The organism is Sphingomonas sp. CV7422 (assembly GCF_027945725.1).
Classification (GTDB): Bacteria; Pseudomonadota; Alphaproteobacteria; order Sphingomonadales; family Sphingomonadaceae; genus Sphingomonas; species Sphingomonas kyungheensis.
In genome coordinates this window covers 42,412-64,045 of the sequence record NZ_CP115901.1, presented here as the reverse complement: position 1 = coordinate 64,045, position 21,634 = coordinate 42,412, and the positions used below count along the sequence as shown (strand labels likewise).

25 protein-coding genes are annotated in these 21,634 nt (G+C 71.1%); 14 read left to right on the top strand and 11 right to left on the bottom strand.

Annotation, left to right across the window (positions count from 1 at the left end; all coding sequences use genetic code 11):
* Window positions 1-6 precede the first annotated feature (6 nt).
* From PBN85_RS17520 to PBN85_RS17505, 4 genes are all read right to left on the bottom strand, one after another.
* Window positions 7-270, bottom strand: coding sequence for a hypothetical protein (locus PBN85_RS17520; RefSeq protein WP_037535367.1), 264 nt, complete (start codon window positions 268-270; stop codon window positions 7-9).
* Window positions 267-797, bottom strand: a complete 531-nt coding sequence (locus tag PBN85_RS17515) for an SAM-dependent methyltransferase (protein ID WP_271301046.1) — start codon at window positions 795-797, stop codon at window positions 267-269. The genes PBN85_RS17520 and PBN85_RS17515 overlap by 4 nt, the downstream gene beginning before the upstream one ends.
* A 154-nt stretch (window positions 798-951) precedes the next feature.
* Window positions 952-1,353, bottom strand: coding sequence for a hypothetical protein (locus tag PBN85_RS17510; RefSeq protein WP_271301045.1), 402 nt, complete (start codon window positions 1,351-1,353; stop codon window positions 952-954).
* Window positions 1,346-1,723, bottom strand: coding sequence for a hypothetical protein (locus PBN85_RS17505; RefSeq protein WP_271301044.1), 378 nt, complete (start codon window positions 1,721-1,723; stop codon window positions 1,346-1,348). Before PBN85_RS17505 ends, PBN85_RS17510 begins: the two co-directional genes overlap by 8 nt.
* A 193-nt stretch (window positions 1,724-1,916) precedes the next feature.
* On the opposite strand from PBN85_RS17505, the gene PBN85_RS17500 reads away from it, so the two are divergent.
* Window positions 1,917-2,363: a hypothetical protein gene (locus PBN85_RS17500; RefSeq protein WP_037535364.1), complete on the top strand. Its 447-nt coding sequence runs from the start codon at window positions 1,917-1,919 to the stop codon at window positions 2,361-2,363.
* 30 nt (window positions 2,364-2,393) lie between these two features.
* Here the strand turns inward: PBN85_RS17500 and PBN85_RS17495 are convergent, their stop codons facing one another.
* A complete protein-coding gene (locus PBN85_RS17495; protein ID WP_037535363.1) occupies window positions 2,394-3,290 on the bottom strand; it encodes a Gfo/Idh/MocA family protein in 897 nt (298 codons plus the stop codon).
* Window positions 3,291-3,591: 301 nt separating this feature from the next.
* Here PBN85_RS17495 and PBN85_RS17490 point away from each other — a divergent pair, with 301 nt between their 5' ends.
* Window positions 3,592-4,446 carry a serine hydrolase gene (locus tag PBN85_RS17490; protein ID WP_081793131.1) on the top strand — a complete coding sequence of 285 codons (855 nt, stop codon included), beginning with the start codon at window positions 3,592-3,594 and terminating at the stop codon, window positions 4,444-4,446.
* 36 nt (window positions 4,447-4,482) lie between these two features.
* Here PBN85_RS17490 and PBN85_RS17485 read toward each other — a convergent pair whose 3' ends face one another.
* The 3 genes from PBN85_RS17485 to PBN85_RS17475 are packed head-to-tail and all read right to left on the bottom strand — an operon-like array spanning window position 4,483 to window position 6,104.
* The gene (locus PBN85_RS17485) at window positions 4,483-5,262 is read right to left on the bottom strand and encodes a sulfite exporter TauE/SafE family protein (RefSeq protein ID WP_271301043.1); all 780 of its coding nucleotides are present in this window, start codon (window positions 5,260-5,262) and stop codon (window positions 4,483-4,485) included.
* 7 nt (window positions 5,263-5,269) lie between these two features.
* Window positions 5,270-5,788 carry a rhodanese family protein gene (locus PBN85_RS17480; RefSeq protein ID WP_271301042.1) on the bottom strand — a complete coding sequence of 173 codons (519 nt, stop codon included), beginning with the start codon at window positions 5,786-5,788 and terminating at the stop codon, window positions 5,270-5,272.
* 4 nt (window positions 5,789-5,792) lie between these two features.
* Window positions 5,793-6,104, bottom strand: coding sequence for an ArsR/SmtB family transcription factor (locus PBN85_RS17475; protein WP_271301041.1), 312 nt, complete (start codon window positions 6,102-6,104; stop codon window positions 5,793-5,795).
* A gap of 72 nt (window positions 6,105-6,176) precedes the next feature.
* Here PBN85_RS17475 and PBN85_RS17470 point away from each other — a divergent pair, with 72 nt between their 5' ends.
* Window positions 6,177-7,046, top strand: coding sequence for an MBL fold metallo-hydrolase (locus tag PBN85_RS17470; protein ID WP_271301040.1), 870 nt, complete (start codon window positions 6,177-6,179; stop codon window positions 7,044-7,046).
* 15 nt (window positions 7,047-7,061) lie between these two features.
* Here PBN85_RS17470 and PBN85_RS17465 read toward each other — a convergent pair whose 3' ends face one another.
* Window positions 7,062-8,084, bottom strand: a complete 1,023-nt coding sequence (locus tag PBN85_RS17465) for a LacI family DNA-binding transcriptional regulator (RefSeq protein WP_271301039.1) — start codon at window positions 8,082-8,084, stop codon at window positions 7,062-7,064.
* A 136-nt stretch (window positions 8,085-8,220) separates the two neighbouring features.
* On the opposite strand from PBN85_RS17465, the gene PBN85_RS17460 reads away from it, so the two are divergent.
* On the top strand, window positions 8,221-9,636 hold the full coding sequence (locus PBN85_RS17460) for a GH1 family beta-glucosidase (protein ID WP_271301038.1): 1,416 nt from the start codon (window positions 8,221-8,223) through the stop codon (window positions 9,634-9,636).
* 31 nt (window positions 9,637-9,667) lie between these two features.
* Here PBN85_RS17460 and PBN85_RS17455 read toward each other — a convergent pair whose 3' ends face one another.
* Window positions 9,668-10,588, bottom strand: a complete 921-nt coding sequence (locus PBN85_RS17455) for a VOC family protein (protein WP_271301037.1) — start codon at window positions 10,586-10,588, stop codon at window positions 9,668-9,670.
* A 185-nt stretch (window positions 10,589-10,773) separates the two neighbouring features.
* Here PBN85_RS17455 and PBN85_RS17450 point away from each other — a divergent pair, with 185 nt between their 5' ends.
* On the top strand, window positions 10,774-11,208 hold the full coding sequence (locus tag PBN85_RS17450; RefSeq protein WP_271301036.1) for an HIRAN domain-containing protein: 435 nt from the start codon (window positions 10,774-10,776) through the stop codon (window positions 11,206-11,208).
* A gap of 22 nt (window positions 11,209-11,230) precedes the next feature.
* Here PBN85_RS17450 and PBN85_RS17445 read toward each other — a convergent pair whose 3' ends face one another.
* Window positions 11,231-11,449: a hypothetical protein gene (locus tag PBN85_RS17445; RefSeq protein WP_152542386.1), complete on the bottom strand. Its 219-nt coding sequence runs from the start codon at window positions 11,447-11,449 to the stop codon at window positions 11,231-11,233.
* Window positions 11,450-11,582: 133 nt separating this feature from the next.
* Here PBN85_RS17445 and PBN85_RS17440 point away from each other — a divergent pair, with 133 nt between their 5' ends.
* The 9 genes from PBN85_RS17440 to PBN85_RS17400 all read left to right on the top strand — a co-directional run bounded on the left by PBN85_RS17440 (window position 11,583) and on the right by PBN85_RS17400 (window position 21,620).
* Window positions 11,583-11,804 (top strand): hypothetical protein, encoded by a 222-nt coding sequence (locus PBN85_RS17440; RefSeq protein ID WP_037535793.1) that lies wholly within the window; start codon window positions 11,583-11,585, stop codon window positions 11,802-11,804.
* Between the two features lie 154 nt (window positions 11,805-11,958).
* Window positions 11,959-12,291 (top strand): hypothetical protein, encoded by a 333-nt coding sequence (locus tag PBN85_RS17435; protein ID WP_271301035.1) that lies wholly within the window; start codon window positions 11,959-11,961, stop codon window positions 12,289-12,291.
* A gap of 65 nt (window positions 12,292-12,356) precedes the next feature.
* Complete coding sequence (locus PBN85_RS17430; RefSeq protein WP_037535791.1) at window positions 12,357-12,581, top strand: hypothetical protein; 225 nt, start codon at window positions 12,357-12,359, stop codon at window positions 12,579-12,581.
* A gap of 179 nt (window positions 12,582-12,760) precedes the next feature.
* Window positions 12,761-14,533: a PAS domain-containing protein gene (locus PBN85_RS17425; protein WP_271301034.1), complete on the top strand. Its 1,773-nt coding sequence runs from the start codon at window positions 12,761-12,763 to the stop codon at window positions 14,531-14,533.
* Window positions 14,534-14,535: 2 nt separating this feature from the next.
* A complete protein-coding gene (locus PBN85_RS17420) occupies window positions 14,536-14,916 on the top strand; it encodes a response regulator (protein WP_271301033.1) in 381 nt (126 codons plus the stop codon).
* A 158-nt stretch (window positions 14,917-15,074) separates the two neighbouring features.
* The gene (locus tag PBN85_RS17415) at window positions 15,075-15,662 is read left to right on the top strand and encodes an RNA polymerase sigma factor (RefSeq protein ID WP_271301032.1); all 588 of its coding nucleotides are present in this window, start codon (window positions 15,075-15,077) and stop codon (window positions 15,660-15,662) included.
* Complete coding sequence (locus tag PBN85_RS17410; protein WP_037533817.1) at window positions 15,659-16,594, top strand: FecR family protein; 936 nt, start codon at window positions 15,659-15,661, stop codon at window positions 16,592-16,594. Before PBN85_RS17415 ends, PBN85_RS17410 begins: the two co-directional genes overlap by 4 nt.
* Before the next feature lie 116 nt (window positions 16,595-16,710).
* Window positions 16,711-19,569 (top strand): TonB-dependent receptor domain-containing protein, encoded by a 2,859-nt coding sequence (locus tag PBN85_RS17405; protein ID WP_271301031.1) that lies wholly within the window; start codon window positions 16,711-16,713, stop codon window positions 19,567-19,569.
* Window positions 19,566-21,620 (top strand): hypothetical protein, encoded by a 2,055-nt coding sequence (locus PBN85_RS17400; RefSeq protein ID WP_443026792.1) that lies wholly within the window; start codon window positions 19,566-19,568, stop codon window positions 21,618-21,620. The genes PBN85_RS17405 and PBN85_RS17400 overlap by 4 nt, the downstream gene beginning before the upstream one ends.
* Window positions 21,621-21,634: the final 14 nt, after the last annotated feature.

The window sequence follows — 21,634 nt, the reverse complement described above, 5'->3', positions numbered from 1 at the left end:
CCGCCGTCAGGGGTCGAGGTCGGCGTCGCGCCGGATCCGGCGTCGCAGGCGCGCGGCGTGCAGCACCTCGGCGGTGTTGTAATGGCCGCGCCGCTCCGCCCGGATCGCCTGCCCGACCCGCTTGCCGTGGATCATCAGCGGCAGGCCGGCGAAGGCGAGCGGGAAGACGGCGATCATCAGCGGCGACCGGTCGAGCACCAGCAGCAGCGCGCAGCCGGCCGCGGTCAGCGCGACGCCGACCAGCTTCCACCGCAGGTCGCGGCGGGTCATGCCCGCCTCCCGCCGGCATCGGGTGCCGGATCGCCGATGATCCATCGGCCGGCAGCGGCGACCGCGGCGCGGACGCCGGCGCTTTCCCCCGCCGGGCCGGCGTCGTGCCACAGCACGATGTCGGCGGGAAACTCGGCCTCCGCGGCGAGCGCCTGTTGCGCCTCCGCCCGCTCGAACACGACGCCGATCGCCGGATCGTGCAGCCGTGCCGCCGCGGCGCGCGCGCGACCGATCAGCGTCGGCGAACCATGGATGCCGCGCGCCTCGATGCCGGTGAAGCCCGCGGCATGGGCGTGACGCGCCGCGGCGATCAACAGCGTGCCGCAGGCGCAATCGGCATCGACGATCCGCACCGCGCGGCGGTGCCGCTCGCGCAGCGCGGCGAGTGCCGCGACGATCTGCGGCCAGCGCGGATCGGCGCAGGCGCCGCGCGCGCCGTGGCGCCCGTCACGCCGACAGCCGGCGCGCGGCCCGGCGATCGGGATGGTCGACCCGCGCTCGGGTCTGGAATCGGAATCGGACGTCATGGCGCTGCGCTGGCCTCACAGGATCGAGCGTCTCGCGCTCGCCCGGCCGAGCTACGCAGCGGCGCATAGCGATTCGAGAGCGATTCCGGTGAATCGCATAGCGCGCGCATAGCCTTGCCAACGGTTCGTCGCATCGGGACGGGCGGCTGGTGCCTTAATCGCCGCGCCGCTGCGGCCCGCGGCGGTGGCGCCGGTCGGCGCAGGCCGTCGCCGCGGTGGCTCGATGCCGCGTCTTCATCAGCGCCGCACCCCGCCGCGTATCATAAGCGCGACCGGCCGGGGTGATCGGATCGAGCAGCCGCGCGCGAAGGTCCTGCTGCGGCGACGATCCGCGCCGGTCCTGCGCCGTCGCCGGCCGCGCCAGCAGCCTCCGGCCGTGGAGGAGCAGCAGCACGCCCGACGCGGCGAGCAGGAAGGTGGCGAGGCCGAGCGCGAACTCCGCGACCGTCGCCGGCCCGCCCCGGTAGACCGAATAGACCGCGCGGTGGATCAGCGTGGTGGCGCCGGCCGCCGCGAGCAGGATGCCTCCGCACAGCCGGGCGCCGCGATCACGCATGACCGCGCGCGCCGAGCAACTGGCGCCCGCCGCCCGCCCCGCTGCCGTCCGTCCCGCTGCCGTCCGCGTCCGGCGCGGCCGTGACGGGGACCAAGCCGGCGACCGGCGGCCGCACCGGCCGGCGGTGCCGCCAGCGCTGGCTCACCGCGACCTCGTCGAACAGATGCCGGCCGAGGAGCGCCATCGCGCTGCCCGCGCTCGCGCCGAGGAACGCGATCGTCGCGAGCAGATAGGCGGCCGCGCTCACCGCGCGCGGCCGCAGCGGCATCGCGCCGAGCCGGGCGATCGCCAGACCGGCAAGGCCGCACAGAAGCAGGCCCGCGGCGCGCATCGCGAAATCCAGACGCCACTGTTGATGGGAAGCCGTCATGCCACAATCCTCGTTGCGGCCATCCAGCTATCGGGCGACGCATAGTATTGCGAGAGCGATTCCGGCTTTCCGCATAGTGCCGGCATAGCCGCCGCCCGGCCGACCCCGCGGACACGCCGGCGCGCCGCGGCCGGGCGGCGGGCGCCGCACGTTTTCCCTTTTGTTCCGCGAGCGACTGACTCATAGAATCGGTATGCCGATCCGCCCCGAGAACCGCTGGCTCTATCCGATCGACTGGGACCAATTGTCGGCGGACGTCCGCTTCCGCCGCGCCGGCGCGCGCTGCGAGCAATGCGGGCGGCCGCATCTGCGCCGCGTCGCGCATCTCGGCGACGGGCGCTGGTGGGACGTCGAGGCGCATGGCTGGCGCAACGGTCGCGGCCGGCCGGTGACGATCAGGGGCCAGGTCACGCTCGGCTCGGTACGGATCACCAAGGTCGTGCTCGCCTGCGCGCATCTCGACCATGATCCCGGCAACAGCGCGCGCGGCAACCTCCGCGCGCTGTGCCAGCGCTGCCACATCCTCCACGATGCCGCGGAGCATCGCTGGCAGCGCTGGTGGAACCGCTTCCGGTTGCGCGCCTGCCGCGACCTCTACGAAGACCCGCGCCTCACCCGCCAGCGGCTCGCCCGGCGGTAGCCGCATCGCCTCCGCGGGGGGAGCGCCGCGTCAGCCCTCGGCGTGCCGGACGATCGCCTCGCAGATCGCGTGCGTCGCGAGGATGGCGGCGGCATCGACCGGCCGCCGCTCGCGCGCCGCGCGCAGGAAATCGTCGCACATCGCCGCAAAGCCGCGCTGCTCGCCGACCGACGCCCAGTCGCCGCGGCGGTGCAGCTGCTGCGCACCGTCGCGCGCCGTGATCCGCTCGGCGAGGTTGCGCACGCTGTGACGGCTGCCGCGCCCGATGACGTCGAGCCGTTCCTCGTCGAGGCCGCTGTCGCGGTGCATCGTGCCGATCGCGGTGAAGCCGTCGCCGGCCAGCGTCAGCGTGACCGCGTGGAGCCGGCCGTCGACGACATGCGTCTCGATCGTGCGCCGGACGACCGGTGCCGGCGCGAGCGACAGCACCGTGTCGACGACGTGGATGAAATCGTCGAACACCACCCGGCGCGGCGCGTCGGGCTGGCGCCGGCGATGCTTCTCCATGACGATGAGCGACGCGCCGCGCCCGCGCAGCGCGACATAATCGGGTGCGAACCGCCGGTTGAATCCGACCGCCAGCGGCACGCCGCGCGCCACGGCGAGCGCGACGAGCGCCTCGACCGCGCCGAGATGATCGGCGAGCGGCTTGTCGACGAAGGTCGGGACATCGCGTTCGATCAGCAGCCTGACGAGATCGCCATGCGCCGGCGTCGCGGCATGGACGAAGGCCGCGTCGAAGGCGGTCGCGGACAGCGCGTCCTGCACGCTGCCGTAGCGCGGCGCGATCCGGAACGCGGCACCGACCTCGGCGAGCGCGGCAGGATCGCGCGTCGCGAGGTGAAGGTCGAGATCGCCGCGCTGCGACAGCACCGGCAGATATGCCTTGCGGGCGATATCGCCCAGCCCGATCACCAGCACCCGCATCCGTGTCTCTCCCGCCGGGCCGGACCTGGCCCGCGTGCGGCGATAGCGGGTTGCTTTCGCGTCTAGCAATGGATCGTCGCGGTCGGTGCGCGCGCCCTATCGGCATGCGCGGCCGATCTGGCCCTCCCGACCGGTCGCGGTTGTCCGGGGAACGCCTGCCGTCGTGCCGCATGGCCCGGTTCGGCGCGCCGGGCCGGCGGTTCGGCGCGACACGGCGCACTGGCCAGTTGGCGGCGCGTCGCGTTAAGCTACGATTTACGCGATATCCCTTAGCGCAACACCGCCCCCGCGAAAGTCATCGATGCGTCTGCTCCCGCTGCCCCGCCTGCTCGCCTGCTGTCTCGCCGCCGGTCTGCTGCTGCCCGCCCCGGCGCAGGCGAGTTCGCCCGCGCTGATCGGGCTCGAACGGACGCTCAGCGCGCTGGTGGCGGCCTGGCCGGGGGATTACGGCATCGCCGCGCTCGACCTGCGCGACGGATCGACCGTGTCGATCAACGGCGACATCGCCTATCCGATGGCGAGCACGGTCAAGCTCGCGATCGCCGGCGCCTATCTGACCGACGTCGATCGCGGCCGGCGCCGCCTGACCGACGTCGTCGCCGGCCGCTCCGCCGCGCAGCTGATGGAGCTGATGATCGTGCGCAGCGACAATCATGCCGCCGACCAGCTGCTCGCCGCGGTCGGCGGCCCGGTCGCGGTGCAGCAATGGCTCGCGACCAACGGCATCGCGGGCATCCGCGTCGACCGGACGATCGCGCAATTGCTCCGCGAACCCGGCCATGTCTTCGACAGCAAGGATGTGGCGACGCCCAATGCGATGGTCGCGCTGCTCGACAAGCTCAACGGCCCGCTGCTCTCCGCCGAAAGCCGCGGCCTGCTGTTCGGGCTGATGAGCCGCTGCGCGACCGGCACCCGCCGCATCCGCGCGCTGCTGCCGGCGGGCACGCGGGTGGAGGACAAGACGGGCACGCTCGACGGCGTCACCAACGACGTCGGCTTCATCACCATGCCCGACGGCCGCCGGCTCGCGGTCGCGGTCTTCGCGCGCGGCGGCCGCGATCGCCAGCCCGGCATCGCCGCGGTCGCCCGCGCCATCTACGACCGCTTCGCCGACGCCGAACGCAACGCGCTGACCTTGTTCCTGCAGCTGAAATAGGGCTGCGCTCCGGCGGATGGCCGCGACCCGGCAACCCTAGACCGCCGTCGCCGTGACATAGACTCCGATCGCGATCACCACGGCGGCAAAGCCGCGTTCGAGCAGTCCCTTGCGGGCGCCGAGCTGGCGGCCGAGCGCGATGCCGGCGATCGTCCCGGCGCCGCCGCCCGCGACGAGCAGCGCCGTCACGCCCCAGTCGACCAGCCCCGACAGGGCGTAGGAGGCGGCGGTGGTCAGCCCGAGCGCGCTGACCACGACCAGCGACGTGCCGATCGCGACGGACAGCGGCATCGCGGTCGCGAGGACCAGCCCCGGCACGATCAGGAACCCGCCGCCGATCCCGAAGAAGCCGGCAGCCAGCCCGACGCCCAGCCCGATCGGCACGAGACGCGGCAGCAACGTCGCCGCGCTGCGGCGGGTCAGCCGCACGTCGGGCGCATCCGCGGTCCGGCGCGGGCGCAGCATCGACAGGCCGACGCCGATCATCAGCAGCCCGAACAGGACGAGCAGCCGCTGGCCGTCGAACGCCTTGCCGAGCTCGGCGCCCAGCGCCGCGCCGATCATCCCCGACGCCGCGAACACGCCGGCACAGCGCCACTTGACGCGGCGAGCGCGGGCATGGCCGATCAGGCTGGCGAGCGCATTGACCGTGACGGCGACCGCCGCCGTCCCGATCGCCGCATGCGACGAGCCGATCCCGACGCCATAGATGAGCAGCGGCACCGCGAGGATCGATCCGCCGCCGCCGACCAGGCCGAGGATCAGCCCGATCACGCCTCCCGATGCGAGCGCGGCGAGGATGGCGGCGCTGGCCATGCCCGCCTCAGGCCGCCGCGCGCCGGTTCCACGGCATGACGCGCAGCACGCTGGCCATGCCGCACCATCCCGTGACGCCGGCGACCATCAGCCCCGCGCCGACGAACCCCGCCAGCGCGAAGAAGCCGGGGGCGACGAACGCGCCGAGCAGCACGCCGGCGAGCACCAGCGCACCGGCGGTGATCTGCACCTGCCGCATGATCTCCAGCGGCTGCGATCGATCGGCGACGATCGGCTGTCCGGCCTGCCGCCACGCCGCGATGCCGCCGCCGAGGATATAGGCCGGGGCGTCGCCCGCCGCCGCGCCGAGCGCCGCCGCATGCGCGGCGGTGCGCATCCCCGACCGGCAATGGAAGATCACCGGACGGCCGTCCCGCGGCAGATCGCCGATCCGGTCGAGCGGCACGTTCACCGCACCGGGGATATGCTCTCGCGCATGTTCGTCGGCCCCGCGGATGTCGATCAGCCGCGCGCCGGCGTCGATCGCGGCGCGGGTGTCGGCGGGGGAAAGCGTCGCAGGCGTCATCGCGTCACTCCTTGCAATAGAGCTGGTAGAGGGTGGCGAGCAGCGTTTCGATGCGGGCGTCGGCGATCGCATACCACAGCGTCTGGCTCTCGCGCCGGAAGGTGACCAGACCTTCGTCGCGCATCCTCGCCAGATGCTGCGAACAGGCCGATTGCGACAGGCCGACCTCCTGCGCCAGATCGCCGACCGTCATCTCGCCATGTTCGACGAGCTTGCACAGCAGCATCAGCCGGCGCGCATTGCCGATCGCCTTCAGCGTGTCCGCGACCTGTCCGGCCTTCGCCTCGAAGGTCGCCAGATCCATCGGCTCGAGCATCGTCGCCACTCCATTAGGTGTTGCTTATGTAGCATATGCTAATATATGAGCAAGGGGGGTAAGGAGCCCATCATGACCCAGCCCTTCATCGAGGCATTCTTCGACGCGCCGACCAACACGATCAGCTATCTCGTCGGCGATCCGGCGACGCGCATCGCGGCGGTGATCGATCCGGTGCTCGACTTCGATCCGGCGAGCGGCATCGCCGACACGCGCTCGGCCGAACGGATCGTCGCCTTCGCCCGCGCGCACGACTGGCGGATCGCGATGGTGCTGGAGACGCATGCGCATGCCGATCACCTGTCGGCCGCGCCCTTCGTCACGGCGCAGACCGGCGCCTGGATCGGGATCGGCGCGCATATCCGCGCCGTGCAGACGATCTTCCGCCCGATGTTCGCGATGGACGATCTGACCCCCGACGGTTCGGACTTCGACCGGTTGTTCGAGGACGGCGAGCGGTTCGCGATCGGCACGCTGGCGGTCGAGGTGCTGCACGTCCCCGGCCATACCCCGGCCGACGTGGCCTATCGGATCGGCGATGCGGCGTTCGTCGGCGACACGCTGTTCATGCCCGACTATGGCACCGCCCGCGCCGACTTCCCCGGCGGGGATGCGCGCACGCTCTACCGCTCGATCCGCCGGCTGCTGGCGCTGCCCGACGCGACGCGGCTGTTCCTGTGCCACGATTACAAGGCGCCGGGCCGCGACGACTATCGCTGGGAGACGACGGTGGCCGAGCAGCGCCGCTCGAGCGTCCACGTCCATGACGGCGTGAGCGAGGACGCGTTCGTCGCGATGCGCGAGCGGCGCGACGCCGGGCTCGCCGTGCCCAAGCTGCTGCTGCCCTCGATCCAGGTCAACATCCGCGCGGGCCATGTCCATCAAGCGGAGGCGAACGGCGTCACCTTCCTGCGCATCCCGGTGACGTGGCGCGCGGGGTGACGGGGGTCGCCCCCCCTATCGCGGCGCCGGCCCGGTCGATCCGCGGACGATCAGCTCGTGGCGGTGGCGGCGGCAGGGCACGGACGGTTCGCCCTTGAGCTGGGCGACGACCATGTCGGCCGCGGCGACCGCCATATCGAACACCGGCTGGCGGACGGTGGTGATCGCCGGCCAGGCGATCCGCGCGACCTCCGAATCGTCGAAGCCGGTGATCGACAGGTCGCCCGGCACGCTCAGCCCCATCTCCAGCGCGGCGATCAGCGCGCCGACCGCCATGTCGTCGTTCTGCGCGAGGATCGCGGTCGGCCGCTCGGCGCGGGCGAGCAGGGTGCGCGCCGCGGCATGGCCGCTGTCGTAGGTGTAGAGGCCGGTCGCGACGCGATCCGGCGCCACCGTGATCCCCGCCGCGGCGAAGGCCTTGGCGAACCCCTGCATCCGCGCCTCGGCCGAGGCGTGGGTGGGATCGCCGGTGATGATCGCGATGTCGCGATGGCCGAGGCCGATGACATGCGCGGCGATCTCGCGCGCGGCGCTGACGTCGTCGATGAGGTTGCTCGGTCCAGCCTCGATCAGGCGGGTCGGGGCGATGCGCGCGAAGCGGATGCTCGCCGCGGTCAGATCGGCCATGATCCGCGCGCTGTCCGACGCGGGCGGCGCGAGCACCACGCCGTCGAGCGCTGCCGAGCGCAACAGGCCGATGACGTCCGCCTCATGCTCCGAAATCGACGCGATCGGGATGACGACGAGCCGGTAATGGTCGTCGCGCAGCCGTTCGAGCACGCCCTTCTGCAGGTCGACGACATAGCTGGGCGAGGGGTTTTCATAGACCAGCCCGATCAGGTGCGAGCGGCGCTGGACCAGCGCGCGCGCGAGCATGTTGGGATGGTAATCGACCGCCGCGGCGGCCTCCCTGACCCGGCGGATGATATCCTCCGTGACGTGCGGCTGGCCGTTGAGCACGCGCGACACCGTCTTGGTCGACACGCCGGCGTGGCGGGCGACGTCGACGATCGTGGTGCGGTGCGGAGCCTGGACCATGCGCCGGTGTACGGGGCGTCATCGCGGCGGTCCACTGCGCAGGCCGCCGCAACCGCCGCGACACGGTTGACAACGTCGGACAAAGGGTATCGAACTGAGCGTGCCGCCGACGAGCGGGACGAGGGAGAGAGAGCCGATGAACCGCCGCGACATGCTACGAAGCGGACTGACCGCGGGCGCCGGGCTGGCACTGACGCAGCGCGCCGCGGCCGATCCGGTCGATCTCTCCTTCCCGCGCGATTTCCGCTGGGGCTGTGCGACCGCCGCCTATCAGATCGAGGGCGCGGTGCGCGAGGACGGCCGCGGCCAGACCAATTGGGACGTCTTCTCGCATACGCCGGGCAAGGTCGCCAACAACGATACCGGCGACGTCGCCTGCGACAGCTATCACCGCTACCGGGACGATATCGCGCTGCTCAAGGGGCTGGGCGTCAACAGCTACCGGCTGTCGATCGCCTGGTCGCGGATCTTCCCCGACGGGCGCGGCACGCCGAACGCCAAGGGCGTGGATTATTACAACCGCATGATCGACGGCCTGCTCGCCGCCGGCATCCGGCCCTATGTGACGATGTTCCACTGGGATCTGCCGGCGGCCCTGCCCGGCGGCTGGCAGAATCGCGACACCGCATACGCCTTCGCCGATTATGCCGGCTTCATGGCCAAGACGCTGTCCGACCGCGTGCAGGACGTCATGACGGTCAACGAACTCGCCTGCTTCACCGATCTCGGCCATTTGCGCGGCATCCACGCGCCGGGGCTGCAGCTGCCGCCGGCGGGGGTGAACCAGGTGCGCCATCACGGCGTGCTGGCGCACGGCCTCGGCGTGCAGGCGATCCGCGCGCAGGCGCGCGCCGGCACCCGCGTCGGCATCGCCGACAATATCGCGCTGCACATCCCGGCGATCGAGACGGCCGAGCATATCGCCGCCGCCAAGCGCGCGACCCGCGAACGCAATGCGATGTTCCTGACCGCGATCATGGAAGGCCGCTATCTCGACAGCTATCTCGCCGAACAGGGCGCCGCGGCGCCCAAGGTGCAGGCGGGCGACATGGCGGCGATCGGCAGCCCGCTCGATTTCGTCGCGCTCAACATCTATACGCCCGAATGGGTGCGCGCCGACGACAGCGCGAAAGGCTATGCGGTCATCCCGCACATCGCCTCGTCACCGCGCATGGCCTCGCCCTGGCTCGTCGTCGCGCCGGAGGTCGCCTATTGGGGCGTGCGGCTGGTCAGCGACTTGTGGCGGCCGAAGACGCTGTACGTGTCGGAGAATGGCGCGTCGGCCGACGATCCGGTCACCGGCGGGCGGGTCGATGACGTCGACCGGATCATGTATCTGCGCAACTATCTCGGCCAGTTCCGCCGCGCCGTCGCCGAAGGCTATCCGCTCAAGGGCTATTTCCTGTGGAGCCTGATGGACAATTTCGAATGGGCGGACGGCTATGGCAAACGCTTCGGCATCCATTACGTCGACTTCAAGACGCAGCGGCGGACGCCCAAGCTGAGCGCGGCCTGGTACAAGGAAGTGATCCGCCGCAACACGATCGTGTGAGCCGCGCCGGGCCGGCGCGGCCCGTCGCGTGTCAGCCGGTCGGGCTGTCGGCGGTGAAGGCGGAGCAGCACGGTGTCATCACCGGGCCGAATTCCATCAGCTCGATCCGCGTCCCGTCGGGATCGTAGAAATTCGCCTGCCACTTGCCGTCCAGCCCCATCTGCGGGCCGTCGTGGCGGGGGCTGAGCCGGTTCTCGCGATAGAGCGTCGTCACCGCCGCCTGCATGTTGCGCACGCCGAGCGACAGATGGTTGAGCACGCCGAGCTGATTGGCATCGACCTTGGCGAGCGGCACGTCGGAGCCGGGCCCGACCATCATATATTCGAGCCAGTCGCGCCCGTCCGGCGTCTGCTGCGAGATCCAGTCGACCTTGCTCGCATCGAAGGCGCCGAACCAATAGGGGCGGAAACCGAGCAGCCGGCGGTAGAGGTCGTCCTGCCGTGCCCGGTCGTGCACGGCATAGCCGACATGGATGATCCGGCCGCTGATCGCGCCCGGGACGGCGGCATTGTCGGTGGCCGCCGCCTGGACGAACTGGATCTCATTGCCCTCGGGATCGTGGGTCGCGAACCAGCGGTCGCCGTTCGCGCCGCGCTGGACCGGCGACAAGTCGGTCTTGCCGTGGCGGGCGAGCCAGGCCCGCAATCCCGCCGCATCCGCGGTCGCATAAGCGACGTGCGCGAGCCTGCTCGGCCCGTGGCCGGGCGGCAGCGGCAGCACCTCGACGAACTGGCGCGCACCGAAATAATAGCGCGTCCCCGCCGGATCCTCGAGGTCGCGGCCCTCGCGCGCGCCGAGCACCCGCGTGTAGAAGTCGCGGGTCTTCGCCGCATCGGTCGCATAGACGGCGAGGTGCGACACGCCGGTGATCGCCGGCCGCTCCTCCGCCGCGGGCGGCGCGGCGGCCGATGTCGCGGTCAGCAGTCCGATCAGCGCCAGTGTCCGGATCATCACCCTCTCCCTGCTCGTCACCCGTGCCGTCGCGGCCGGGCTGCGGCTGTTACCGCTCCCGACACCGCTATAGGCCGCGTCATATCGCCTGTCATTGCGCAGGGTTGGTCTCGCCAGCATCGAATCGCGCGCCGCCCGCCTCCGGGAAGGTTGGCCGGTCCGGGCCGCCGCGCTACGCCATAGCCATGCAGGAACTCACGCTTGCCGTCGTCGGCATCGACTTTCCCAATGCGGACGGCGGCAACCGCCGCTCCGAGGCGATGATGACGCTCCCCGGCGAGCCGGTCGCGCTGCGGCCCGAGCCGAAGAACCCCCATGACGCCAATGCCATCGCGGTGGTCAGCCCGCGCGGCGTTCAGCTCGGCTATCTCAACGCCGAACGCGCGCCCTATATCGGCGCGCGACTCGCGCGCGGCGAGGCGGCGGAGGCGATCTTCCAGGGGCTGGACGGCGGGGCGGCGTTCATCCGGCTGCGCTTCGGCGGTGGCGCGCCGACGCTGCCGCCGCCATCGCAGCGGCCGGCGACGCCGCCCCGGCCGGCGCGCCCGCCGCGTCGATCCGAACCCTATGACCCGCACGCTTTCTATCCGGACGAGGACGGCCCCGAATGGGGTGCGTGACGACCGCCGCGCGCCGGCGGTCTCAGCGGCGGCCGAAGCCGGCGGTGCTGCTCTCGCCCGCGTCGTGGCGATCGCGGCCGGCGAGCACATTCTCCAGCTCATCGAGCGTATGCGGCACGTCGAGATGCTGCGCGCCGAGGAACAGGCGCGAACCCGCGCCCTCGGGCACCGCATGGGTCAGCTTGTCGATATCGACCAGAGCCTTGCCCGCCGGCAGCATCTCCATCTGCACAAATCGCATTGCCGTTCTCCTTATCCCCGCACAGACGCTACAGGCCAACGCGCCGGCCCGCGAAAGGGGCTCGGACGACCACAGGACAAGGACATCATCATGGCGAACGGCCGGCACGTCGAGCAGAGAGCGGAGAGACACCATGGCTGAGATCGTCATCACCCCCAGCGGCCCGGGCGCGATCGAAGCGGGCCTGATGGTCGACGAGACGGGCACGCGCTTCGTCGTGCTGACCTTCAACGAACCCGAGGCGGACCCGGTGCTGGTCACCTTCACCGTGCCGATCTTCCAGAATTTCGTCCGGCATCTCGGCAAGACCGCCGAGGCCGCGGCGGACGAGTTGAACTGGGTGGTGCCGGAATGAAGACGCCCCGCCGTCCGTAGTGACACAGAAGCAGGCGGGGCGCCGGGGCCGAATTGCCTCGCCGACGACCCTAGCCGCATATGGTTAAGGGAAGGATAACGCCTTGGCGCCCCGCCCCCGGCCCGCGGGAGCGGGGGCGGAGCGCCGGTCCGTAGTGACCGACGCCTGTGTGGTCGGCGCGCCGCCGGCTGGCAAGCCGGGCCGATCCTCGACCTGCGTCACCGTGGCACAGCCGCGCCCGCGACTGTGGCCGATCATCGCGCGCAAAGCACCGCTCGCCGCAGGACGAGGCCCGATCGCCTGCCGCTCACCCGGCGTAAACCTTTGCGGCTGCACGGATCTGTCCATCGCCACCGGCCATTCGGGTGAACGGAGAGTTACGATGCCGATCTATATCGCCATGTCGGGTTTCATCGCCGCCAATCTGACGGTGATCGCCGCCGAAGTGTGGAAGATGCGCCGCATCGCCCAGACGCGCCGCGGCTGAGTCGCCGGTCCGGGACCCGTCAGCGGCCGTCGCCCGTTGGGCGCCGGTAGAACGGAGTGAGACGCATGCCCGGATTGCTGAACGACAAAGCGACGCTGTATCGCCGCCTTCCCGACGGAGACGACGGCACGGCGCAGCACCGGCAGGAACTCGACGGCACCGTCCGCGACTGCGCCCGCTACCTGCGCGACCAGCCGGCCGAGGCACGCGACGGCTTCTTCGCCGAACTGTCGACCGGCGCACGCCTCTCCGCGGTCGAGATCGAGCGGGTGGCGAACGAGGAGGCCTGACGGGACCGGCTATCGCCGCGCATCCGGGCGAAGCGGGTTGCACGATGCAGCCGGGCTGCGCGCCGCGATCACCGCCGGCGGTGCGCCGACCCGCACCGGCCTTATTCCCGATCGCGCCGGGATTTGCTAAGCGGCACAGGAGGATGTGCCAGGGGGCCTGTCCGCTCTTGGACGCCCGGATGATCCGTTCCCAGCCTGTCAGCGTGTTCGACCGCATCGTCGCCTGGTCGCTCGGCCTGCAACTGTCGCGAACGACGCAATATCTGCTCGCGACGCTGGTCATCCTCGCGGTGGGCGGGGGGCGCGTGCTGTTCGTGCCGGACACGCTGCCGTGGCTGCTGTTCATCCCGGCGACGATCGCCATCGCGCTGATCACGGGCAAGGGGCCGGGGCTGTTCGCCGCCGGCCTGTCGACCGCCACCGGCATCGCCTCGCTCGGCACGTTCGCGCATCCCACCTGGGTGCCGCGCCAGCAATGGATCGCGGCCGGCCTGTTCCTCCTCGTGATGATCGGCCTCGTCATCCTCACCGCCGAGCTGCGCGGGTCGCTGCGGCGCGCACGGCGGCTCAATGCCGAGCTGGTCGAAAGCGAGCGGCGGGCGGTCGAGCGGCAGGCCTTCCTGTCCGGCGTGCTGGCGAGCTCGACCGACTGTATCACGGTGCTCGACCTCGACGGCCGGCTGACCTTCATGAGCGACGGCGGGCAGCGCGTGATGGAGGTCGGCGACTTCAACGCGGTCGCCGGCTGTCCCTGGCCGGATTTCTGGCAAGGCGACGGCCGGGCCGAGGCCGAGGCGGCGATCGAGGCGGCGCGGCGCGGCGCGGCACGCAGCTTCGTCGGCAAGGCCAACACCTATCGCGGCACGCCGCGATGGTGGCATGTCGCGGTCAGCCCGATCGCCGGGCCCGACGGCCGTCCCGATCGCATCCTCGCCGTCTCGCGCGACATCACCAATTTGCGCGCCAGCGAGGAGGACCGCGACCGCTTCGTCCGGCTGGCGGAGAACAGCACCGACTTCATCGGCATGGCGCGGACCGACGGCAGCGTCTTCTATCTCAACGATGCGGCGCGGCGGCTCGTCGGTCTCGACGGCGCCGACCTCGCGCCGCTGACGATCGCCGACTTCTTCCCGCCCGACCAGGTCGGGACGGTGACGCGCACGGTGCTGCCGGCGGTGGCGCGCGACGGTCATTGGGCCGGCGCGCTCGATTTCCGGCATTTCGGCACCGGCGAACTGATCCCTGTCCTCTATTCGGTCTTCCCGATCACCGACGCGAGCGGCGCGCTGATCGGCTATGCCACGGTGACGCGCGACTTCCGCGACCGGCGCCGCGCCGAAGACGACATGCGGCTGATGAACGACGAGCTGGCGCACCGGCTCAAGAACGTGCTGGCGGTCGTCCAGTCGGTCGCCGCGCAGACGTTGCGCGGCATTCCCGAGGCGGAGGCGGCGAGCCGCAGCCTGTCGGCGCGGCTCGTCGCGCTCGGCGCCGCCACCGACGTGCTGACCGGCCGCTCGTGGCGCTCGGCCGATCTGTGCGAACTGGCGACCCGCGCCCTCTCCCCCCACGGCCGGATCGGCGAGCGCATCCGGCTGTCCGGCCCGGCGGTGACGCTCAAGCCCGAACTGACCGTCGCCTTCGCGCTCGCGCTGCACGAGCTGGCGACCAATGCCGCCAAATATGGCGCGCTGTCGAACGACACCGGCCATGTCGCGCTCACCTGGTCGATCGACGGAGAGGGCGACGATGCCACCCTGTCGGTCTGCTGGCGCGAGGCGGGGGGACCGCCGGTGACGCCGCCGCTGCGCAAGGGCTTCGGCTCGGTGCTGATCGAACGCTCGCTGCGCAGCTATTTCAGCGGCAAGGCCGCAACCGACTATCGGCCGGACGGTTTGGTGTTCGAACTGGCAGCGCGGCTCGGCGATGCCGCCATCGTGACCGGGAATTGAACGTGGGTCAGAGCAGACCGATCGGCAGCAGGACGATCCTGATCGTCGAGGATGAGGCGTTGGTCCGCTTCGACCTCGTCGATTTCTTCACGCTCGCCGGATGGCGGGTGTTCGAGGCGGACCATGCCGAGGCGGCGATCGCCATCCTCGATTCCCACAAGGAGATCCGCGTCGTGCTGACCGACGTGCAGATGCCCGGATCGATGGATGGCGTGAAGCTCGCCCATTACGTGCGTGAACGCTTCCCGCCGACCGTCCTGTTCGTCGTGTCGGGCAATGCGCCGATCCCGCAGAGCGAACTGCCGGCGCGCACCACCTTCCTGCCCAAGCCCTTCGATCCGCACCGGCTGCTGCGCCAGATCGAGGGCATGGCGCGGGCCTAGGCCCCTCCCCCCGCCCTCCCCCGCGCCCCTTCCCGCGCCCTCGCCCGGCCGCGCCACTTGCCGTCCGACCCGCACCGGCGCCGACGTGGCCCGACAAAAGGGTGCCGCGGCGACGGAAATCTTGCGCTGCTGCATCCTGGGATGCGAGGGGACAAAGCGTGCATTCGGATCAGCTGATTGCCTGGGTCGGCCGTCACGTCCTGCCGCACGAGCGGCAGGTGCGGGTGTGGCTGCGCGCGGCCTTTCCCGCCGCCGATATCGACGATGTCGTGCAGGAGACCTATTGCCGGCTCGCCGGGCTCGACGCCTTCGACCATATCAGCGATCCGCGCAGCTATTTCTTCCGCACCGCGCGCAACGTCGTGCTCGAACAGATCCGCCGCGACCGGGTGGTGCGGATCGAGGCGGCGAGCGGCCTCGCCGACCTCGAATCCGCGCCCGAGACGGCATGCTCGCCCGAGGAGATTGTCGCCGACCGCCATATGCTGGCGCGGATCGAGCGGCTGATCGATGCCCTGCCCGAACGCGCGCGCCAGATCTTCCGGCTGCGCAAGATCGACGGCATCGCGCAGCGCGACATCGCGACGCAGCTGCGCGTGTCCGAGACGGTCGTCGAGAATGACATCGCGCGCGGGTTGCGCCGCATTCTCGACCAATTGACCGACGAGGAGAAGGCCGAACTGCCGATCCGCCGGCCGCGCGGCGTGGCGCGGCGGGCGCGGCGCGATGCGGGGGGCTGGCGATGATCGACGATATCGCCTGTCGCTGGGCGGCCGCGATCGACCGCGGGCTCGATGCGGCGGAGGCCGCCGCGCTGCCGCTGTGGCTCGCCGAGGATCGCCGCCATCGCGGCGCGCTGCTGCGCGCACAGGCGACGCTGAGCCTGCTCGACCGCGGCCGTGCTCTGTCCGGCGCGAACCCGGCGGAGGCGGCGACCGCCCCCCCCGCGCGCCGGTGGCGGTTCGCCGGGGCGGCGGCCGGAACGGCGCTGGTCGCCGGCCTCGCCGTCGCGCTGTGGCCGGCGCCGGTCGCGCGGATCGACACCGGCGTCGGCGAGGTGCGACGGATGCCGCTCGCCGATGGTTCGGTCGCGCTGGTCAACAGCGGCACGAGCCTGCGCGTCGCCTTCACCCCCGGTCGCCGCGATGTCGAGGTGCGCCGCGGCGAGGCGTGGTTCCAGGTCGCGCACAATCCGGCGCGGCCGTTCGTGGTGGCGAGCGGGCCGGTGCGCGTCCAGGCGGTCGGCACCGCCTTCGACGTCCGCCGCCAGGGCGATGCGGCGCGCGTCGTCGTCACCAAGGGCGTCGTCCGGATCTGGTCGGTCGCCAGCCCCGATGCGGCGATCACCGTCCCCGCCGGCCGCTATGCGGTGCTCAACGCCGGCGAGGCGCCGCAGGTGCGGCCGCTGTCGCCGCAGGCGTCGGACCAGCAACTGGCATGGCGCGAGGGGCGCATCGTGCTCGACGACATGACGCTCGGCGCCGCCGCGGCCGAGTTCAACCGCTACAACAGCGACCGGCTGGAGGTCGCGCCGCCGCTCGCCGGGCGGCGCGTCGTCGGCTGGTTCCGCACCTATGACGTCGACGGCTTCGCGACGGCGAGCGCGGCGATGGTCGGCGGCCGGGTCGAGCGGCACCACGCGCCCGACGGGACGGAAGTGACGCGCATCGTTCCCTGAAAAAAACCGCATCGGACCTGACGGAAATCGCGCGCCGGCCCATCCTACGATCAGCGCCGGATGAAGCGCATCGAAAAAACGTTCAGGAGGGGTGTGTGATGCGCAACAGCCAGTTTTTGAGTCTGCCGCTCGTATCGGTCGTCGCGATCGCCGCCGGGTTTGCGACGCCCGCCGCCGCGGCGCAGACCGGCGTGCGGAGCTTCAACGTGCCGCGCCAGCCGGCCGCGACCGGCCTCGTCCGCTTCGCGCAACAGGCGGGCATCCAGATCCTCGCGCCGAGCGACGTCACCCGCGGCGAGACCGTCGCCGCGGTCAAGGGACAGCTCCCGATCGAGGACGGGCTGCGCCGGCTGATCGGCACGACGCGGCTGCGGCTGGTGTCGTTCGACGGGCGCACCGCGGTGATCGCCGCGAGCAGGCCGGGCGTGGCGCACACCATCGCCTATGCGCCGCAGCAGGACACGGCGCCGGCGACCGCGACCGACGCCACGCCGCAGACGGACCCCGCCGACACCAATGCGGCGGCCGACAGCCCGCAGAACGACATCATCGTCACCGGCAACACCTCGGACCGGCGCACCTTGTTCAATTCCTCGTCCAACGTCACGCTGGCGAGCGCCGCGGACCTGCTGCGCAAGGCGCCGCGCTCGACCGCCGAGACGCTCGAGCTGGTGCCGGGCGTGTTCGTCGAGGGCACCGCCGGGCCGATCTCGAACAATTATTCGGTCCGCGGCCTGCGCGGCGGCAGCCAGCAGTTCATCACGCTGGAGGAGGACGGCATGCCGATCCTCTACGGCGGCAGCGGCGCCGATTTCTATTTCCAGAACGACATCACGATCAACCGGCTGGAAGCGGTCGAGGGCGGCACCTCGGGCGTGCTGGCGCCGAACGGCGCGGGCGCGACGATCAACTTCATCTCCATGAAGCCCGACCACGACAAGGCGACCGCGATGGTCCGCTATACCGGCGCGAGCTATGGCGACCTGCGCGCCGACGGCTATTTCTCCGCGCCGATCGCCGACGGCTGGGCGTTCAACGTCGGCGGCTATATCACCTCGCAGAAGGGCGTCCGGCGCACGCCGTTCACCTTCAACGCCTATGACGTCAAGGCGATGCTGGAGAAGAAGTTCGACAGCGGCGGCCTGTTCCGCCTGACGGTCAAGCACGGCGACAAGCATTTCCCTTATTATGCCGACATGCCGTTCCGCGTCGCCAGCGACGGCACGATCAGCAGCGTCCCCGGCCTCGACCTCAAGCGCGACGATGTCGGCGGGCGCGGCTTCACCCAGTTCCTCGTCCCCGACGCGCCGGCGACCGGCCAGTCGCTGCGCCGGTTCAGCTCGGCGGACGGCGTCCACGTCAAGTCGACCACCTATCGGGTTGACGTCGAGCTGCCGGTCAGCTCGAGCGTGCGGCTGTTCGGGCGCGCGCGCTATCTCGACGGATCGTACGATTTCAACGGCATCTTCCCGGGCAGCGGATCGGGCACCGCGGGGCTGACCTCCGCGCTCAATTACCTGACGCCGGCCAATTCGCCGCTCGCCGGGCTGACCCCGCTCAACGGCACGACGCTCACCTATTTCCAGGTCGCGCAGATCCGCTTCCCGACGGTCGCGCAATATGGCCTGCGCAACATCCGCACCGGGCAGGTGATCGCCGCGTCCGACACCGCGACGCTCAACGCGCTCAACGGCAACGGCCTGCTCCAGCAGACGGTGCTCAACCACCAGACGCTGACCACCAAGGACTTCGGCAGCGACTTCGGCGCGAAATGGGATGCGGGCAGCGGCGGCTTCCAGAACTCGCTGACCGTCGGCGGCATGGTCTACAACGTTCGCCGGCGCAACGACCAGTCGGCGGTCGCCACCGTGCTCAACGACGTGCGCAACGATTCCAACGTCTATGACATGGTCGCGCTCGATGCCTCGGGCGGCGTGCTCGGCGCGCTGACCAACAACGGCCTGGTCAATTACGGCAATTGGGGCCAGGGCCTGTTCAACGACGAGGTGACATCGCTGTCGGGCTATTTCAACGACGAACTGACCATCGGCGACCGGCTGCACATCGACTTCGGCGCGCGCTACGAGCATCAGCACGTCCGCGTCGCGATCGGCAACACCGCCACGACCAACGCGCTCGTCCCCGCCGGCACGCCCGGTCTCTACGACAATGTCGGCAGCACCTTCGACGGCACCTATACGCGGCAGAGCGCCAATTATTCCGACTGGGCCTATACCGGCGGCATCAATTACGAGCTGACCGATCATATCGCGCTCTACGTCCGCGGCGCGCACGGCTTTCAGACCAACGGGGGCGATACCGGCGGCACGCACAAACCGACCGGCCTGACGCTCTACGAAGGCGGCGTGCGGTTCAAGTCGCGGATGTTCAACGCCTCGGTGATCGGCTTCCGCACCGAATTCCGCGATCAATCCTATCAGTTCATCAACCCCGACAATCCGGCGGTGGCGAGCAACGCGCTCGCCGACAATTTCACCAACGGCGTGCAGGTCGATGCGACGCTGCGCCCGGTCAGCTTCTTCAGCATCGATGCGCAGGGCGTCTATCAGGACCCCAAGCTCAGCAACCTGCGCTTCGACGGGGTCGCGCAGACGCAATATGAGGGCAATACCCCCGAACGCACGCCCAAGAAGCTGCTGACGGTGACGCCGTCGTTCATCCTGCCGGGCGGGCTCGGCGAGATCTACGGCCGCTGGAAATATGTCGGCAAGATCTTCGCCGACAGCGGCAACGGCATCGCGCTGCCGGCGTACAGCGTCTTCACCGTCGGCGCGAGCGTCGACGTCAGTCCGCGCCTCAACCTGACGGTCAGCGTCGACAACCTGACCAACGCCAAGGGCTTCACCGAGGGCAATCCGCGCCAGGGGCAGACGCAGACGATCACCGACGGCTATTTCTACGGCCGCGCGATCGTCGGTCGCAATGCGCTGATGAGCGCGACGCTCAAGCTGTGAGCGCGCGGACAGGTGCGCGGTGGCTGGCGACGGTGCGGCGCGCGCCGCTCGTCGCCGCCGCGGCGGTGGCGCTGACCGGCGCGACGCCGGTGCATCAGTATGGCGTGCGCGAGGGGCTCAACCTCAACAGTTTCGTGCGATCGGGGCCGGTCGCGGCGCATGTCGTGCTGCGATCGGGGAAGGTGCCGCGGCTGCTCGTCGCCTTCCCGGCGGGCAATAGCGGCGTCGCGCTCTGGTTCGCGCCGCTCGCCGGCGCGCCGCAATGGACGCTCGCCGGGCAGCCGCAGCCGGTGACGCAGGCGGACGCGCGCGGCCGCCCGCTGCACGGCGTGCGCTTCACCGTCGCGATCCCCGCCGCCAGGCTGGTGCCGCAGCAGGCGGTGCTGTCGAGCATCCGCGTGATCCGCGACTATCAGGCGCTCGGCAAGGCGCCGGCCGAGGTGCTGACCACCGCCACCACCACCGGCAACGCCATCCGCTGGTCGCGCGACCGGCTCGACGGCGCGGCGGGCTATGATCTTGCGATGACCGTCGTCGGCGGGCGCATCGCCGATGGCGCGATCCTCGCGGGCGCGGACGGCGTCATCCGCCTCGCCGTCACCGCGCTGACCGGCGAGACGCCGCTCACCCCGCGGGGCGGCGACGATCTGCTCAATGCGCATGCGCAGCCCGACGCGGGCGCACGCAACGCGCTGACCTTCCTCAGCTATCGCGAGAAGTTCCTCGCCGGCTCGTGGCGCTTCGACACCTATTTCGGGCGCGACACCCTGATGTCGGTGCGGCTGCTGATGCCGGCGCTGCAACCGCAGGCGGTCGAGACCGGGCTGACCTCGGTGCTCGCCCGCCTCTCGCGCGAGGGCGAGGTGGCGCATGAGGAGGATATCGGCGAATTCGCGATCCTCGATCACCGCAAGAGCGACGGCAGTTCCTCCGCTGCGCCGGTGCACAATTACAACATGGTCGACAGCGACTATATGCTGGCGCCGGTCGCCCGTGCCTGGCTGCTCGACGATCCGCGCGGGCGCACGCGGGCGGCGGCCTATCTGGCGCAGCGCGTCGACGGCGAGACGGCGGGGGCGCGGCTGGTCCGCAACCTGCGCTTCGTCCTCGCCAAGGCGGCACCCTTCGCGCGCGATCCGGCGCCTGCGCGGCTGATCGCGCTCAAGCCGGGGATGGACGCCGGCGAATGGCGCGACAGCAACGACGGGCTCGCCGGCGGGCGCATTCCCTATGACGTCAATGCGGTGCTCGTCCCCGCGGCGCTCGACGCGGCGGTGGCGTTGCAGGCGAGCGGGCTGCTGCGACCCTATCTCGCCGCGGGCGACGCCGCACCCTTCGCCCAGGCCGCGCGGATCGCCGCGGCGTGGCGCGCGCAGGCGCCGTCGCTGTTCGACGTGACGCTGCCCGCGGACACCGCCCGTCGGCAGGTGACGGATTATGCCCGCGCGATCGGCGTGCCCGATGCGCCGGCGGTGCAGGCGATCCCCGCCACCGGGCTGCGCTTCCCGGCGATCGCGCTCGATGCCGCCGGCCGGCCGATCCCGGTGCAGAACAGCGACCCCGGCTTCGCCTTGCTGTTCGACCGGCCGGCCGAAGCGGCGTTGCAGGTGATGGCGGCGACCTTCGCCCGCCCCTTCCCCGCCGGGCTGCGCACCGGCGCGGGGATGCTCGTCGCCAACCCCGCCTTCGCCGGCGCGGCGATCCAGCGGCGCTTCTCGGCCAACGCCTATCACGGCACCGTCGTGTGGAGCTGGCAGCAGGCGCTGGTCGCCGCCGGCCTCGCCCGCCAGCTCGACCGGCGCGACCTGTCGGCGCCGACGCGCGCGGCGCTGGCGCAGGCGCAGGCGTGCCTGTGGGACGGGATCGAGGCGACGCGCGCGGTGCAGAGTTCGGAGCTCTGGTCGTGGCGCTATGCCGGGGGGCGCTATCAGGTCGTGCCGTTCGGCGCGGCGGGCGCGGACGTCGACGAATCCAACGCCGCGCAATTGTGGAGCACCGTCTATCTCGCTTTGCGCCGGCCGGCGGATGGCGCGCGCTGCACCTCCGGGTGAGGCTCGCGCTGCTT